At 42.2% G+C, this 3481-nt stretch carries 5 protein-coding genes; all 5 read left to right on the top strand.

Annotated features, from left to right (window positions below; genetic code table 11):
- On the top strand, nt 1-1656 hold a 1656-nt coding region (gene nrdD, locus QZ359_RS09285; protein WP_293965929.1), incomplete at its 5' end, for an anaerobic ribonucleoside-triphosphate reductase.
- A gap of 11 nt (nt 1657-1667) precedes the next feature.
- Nucleotides 1668-1808, top strand: coding sequence for a hypothetical protein (locus QZ359_RS09280; RefSeq protein ID WP_000521615.1), 141 nt, complete (start codon nt 1668-1670; stop codon nt 1806-1808).
- 196 nt (nt 1809-2004) lie between these two features.
- Nucleotides 2005-2511 (top strand): GNAT family N-acetyltransferase, encoded by a 507-nt coding sequence (locus QZ359_RS09275; RefSeq protein WP_084862770.1) that lies wholly within the window; start codon nt 2005-2007, stop codon nt 2509-2511.
- A complete protein-coding gene (gene nrdG / locus QZ359_RS09270) occupies nt 2504-3094 on the top strand; it encodes an anaerobic ribonucleoside-triphosphate reductase activating protein (protein WP_001064217.1) in 591 nt (196 codons plus the stop codon). Before QZ359_RS09275 ends, nrdG begins: the two co-directional genes overlap by 8 nt.
- Nucleotides 3095-3347: 253 nt before the next feature.
- Nucleotides 3348-3481 (top strand): 30S ribosomal protein S10 (locus tag QZ359_RS09265; protein WP_293965930.1); only part of this gene is annotated, 134 nt, incomplete at its 3' end.

The following is a 3481-nucleotide window of genomic DNA, read 5'->3' as shown; positions in this document are numbered from 1 at the left end:
CCTATGACCAACTGCTGTTTGATTGATTTTAAAGGTATGTTGGAAAATGGTTTTAAGATTGGAAATGCAGAGGTAGAAAGTCCCAAGTCTATCCAGACTGCAACAGCTCAGATTTCCCAAATTATCGCCAACGTTGCTTCTAGCCAGTACGGTGGCTGTTCAGCTGACCGTATCGATGAAGTTTTGGCGCCTTATGCAGAGAAGAACTATCAAAAACATCTAAAAGATGCAGAAGAATGGGTCTTGCCTGAAAAACGGGAAGATTATGCCTGGAAGAAAACGCAAAAAGACATCTACGATGCCATGCAATCACTCGAGTATGAAATCAATACTCTCTTTACTTCAAATGGACAAACACCTTTTACTTCGCTAGGTTTTGGTCTAGGAACTAGTCGTTTTGAGCGGGAAATTCAAAAGGCAATTTTAAACATTCGTATCAATGGGCTTGGTTCAGAACACCGTACAGCTATCTTTCCTAAACTTATTTTCACGCTTAAAAGAGGCCTTAACTTAGAGGAAGGGACACCCAACTACGATATCAAGCAATTGGCTCTAGAGTGCGCAACCAAACGGATGTACCCAGACGTCTTGTCTTATGATAAGATTGTTGAGTTGACAGGTTCTTTCAAAGTTCCTATGGGCTGCCGTTCGTTCCTTCAAGGGTGGAAGGATGAAAATGGTGTAGAAGTCAATTCAGGCCGGATGAACTTGGGTGTTGTGACAGTTAACCTGCCTCGTATTGCTCTTGAGTCTGAGGGCGACATGAATAAGTTCTGGGAAATCTTCAACGAGCGGATGAATATCGCTGAAGATGCTCTTGTTTATCGTGTCGAACGCACTAAAGAGGCGACGCCAGCCAATGCTCCTATCCTCTATCAGTACGGTGCTTTTGGCCATCGTCTAGGTAAGGAAGAAAGTGTTGACCAGCTCTTTAAGAATCGTCGTGCGACAGTTTCACTAGGCTATATCGGTTTGTACGAAGTAGCGACAGTTTTCTTTGGTAACAGCTGGGAAAGTAATCCAGATGCTAAGGAATTCACGCTAGACATTATTCGAGATATGAAACGCCGTGTAGAAGAGTGGTCAGATCAATATGGCTATCATTTCTCTATTTACTCAACACCGTCTGAAAGTTTGACAGACCGTTTCTGTCGACTAGATACAGAGAAGTTTGGTTCTATTCCTGATATTACAGACAAGGAATACTACACCAACTCTTTCCACTATGATGTTCGTAAAAATCCAACACCGTTTGAAAAATTGGATTTTGAAAAAGTCTATCCAGAAGCAGGTGCGTCAGGTGGTTTCATCCATTATTGTGAGTATCCAGTCCTTCAGCAAAATCCTAAAGCCTTGGAAGCTGTCTGGGATTATGCTTATGACCGTGTGGGATATTTGGGGACCAATACTCCAATTGACCGTTGCTACAAGTGTGACTTTGAAGGGGATTTTGAACCAACTGAGAGAGGATTTGCTTGCCCTAACTGTGGCAATAGCGACCCTAAAACAGTAGACGTTGTTAAACGGACTTGTGGCTATCTAGGGAATCCTCAAGCGCGTCCGATGGTTAATGGACGTCACAAGGAAATCGCTGCGCGTGTCAAACATATGAATGGTTCAACGATTAAAATAGCTGGACATCAAGTAACAAATTAGAAAGAAATGAAATGGGAAAATATCAATTAGATGATAAGGGGCGTGCACAAGTGACCCGTTATCACGAGAAACACTCTAAAGGTGGAGCTGGTAAAAAAGAACGCTTGCTCAACCTCAAAGAACAATTTTTAAACAAGAATAAGAAAAAATAAAAGTGATACTCAATGAAAATCAAAGAGCAAACTAGGAAGCTAGCCGCAGGTTGCTCAAAGCACTGCTTTGAGGTTGTAGATAAGACTGACGAAGTCAGTTACATATATCTACGGTAAGGCGACGCTGACGTGGTTTGAAGAGATTTTCGAAGAGTATGAGAGTCAGCTCTCACTTTTCTAATAGTGGGAGGTAAGGATGGAACTACGAAGACCAAGATTAGCAGATAAAGAAACAGTTTTAGAGATGATGGCAGAGTTTGAAAAGAGCCAATCAGCCCATGATGGAGGATTTTGGGATACAGAGAACTTTGTGTATGAAGAGTGGTTGGAAACAAATATGCAAAAAGAGATGGGAATAAACTTGCCTGAAAATCGTGTTCCTTCTATTCAATTTGTATCATTTGATGATGTAGGTCGTGCTCTAGGATTTTTGAATCTGCGATTGAGACTGAATGAGGGGTTACTGAATTATGCTGGCCACATTGGCTACTCCATTCGTCCATCAGAAAGAGGCAAGGGTTATGCTAAGGAAACTCTCCGTCAGGGCTTGCAAGTTGCTAAGGGAAAGAACATCAAGAGAACTCTTGTGACCTGTAGCGTAAATAATCCTGCTAGCAGAGCAGTCATTTTAGTAAATGGTGGGCTCCTTGAGGATGTTCGTAATGGAGTTGAGCGTTATTGGATAGAGGTAGCGAATGAATAATCCAAAACCACAAGAATGGAAAAGCGAGGAACTCAGTCAAGGGCGTATCATCGACTACAAGGCCTTTAACTTTGTGGATGGAGAAGGCGTGCGTAACTCTCTCTATGTATCAGGCTGTATGTTTCACTGCGAGGGATGTTATAATGTTGCGACTTGGTCTTTTAATGCTGGTATTCCCTATACAGCAGAATTAGAAGAGCAGATCATGGCAGATCTAGCTCAACCCTATGTTCAAGGCTTGACTTTGCTGGGAGGGGAGCCTTTTCTCAATACTGGGATTCTTTTGCCACTCGTTAAGCGCATTCGGAAGGAATTGCCAGATAAAGACATCTGGTCCTGGACGGGCTACACTTGGGAAGAAATGATGTTGGAAACTCCAGATAAATTGGAACTCTTGTCGCTGATTGACATTCTTGTTGATGGAAGATATGACCGAACTAAGAGAAATCTCATGCTCCAGTTTCGAGGTTCCTCCAATCAACGAATTATCGATGTGCAAAAATCGCTCAAAAGTGGGCAAGTAGTGATTTGGGACAAGCTCAATGATGGAAAAGAAAGCTATGAACAGGTGAAGAGAGAATAACTTTCTTCCATAAAGTACTTAAATAAATGACCTGCCAAAAAGGAAAACATTTTCATGTTAAAAATTTTAAAAAACAGCAACAAATCCCTTGCAATCGCAGGGGCTTTGTGTTATTCTATTATGGTGCTGTAAATTACAGCCTTAGCTTTGATGCAAGAGGTTGCGACACGCTCGGTTGCATTGCCACGCAACACCGCGTCGGTTTTCTTGTGGAGCTAGCCTATTATCTTAAATAGACGAAAAGGAGAAAAAGATGGCAAACAAAAAAATCCGTATCCGTTTGAAAGCTTACGAACACCGTACGCTTGATACAGCGGCTGCAAAAATCGTAGAATCAGCTACTCGTACAGGTGCACAAGTTGCGGGTCCAATCCCACTTCCAACTGA

It is taken from the genome of Streptococcus sp. (genome assembly GCF_019414905.1).
In the GTDB taxonomy this organism is placed as follows: Bacteria; Bacillota; Bacilli; order Lactobacillales; family Streptococcaceae; genus Streptococcus.
This window is presented reverse-complemented; position numbering and strand designations above follow the sequence as displayed.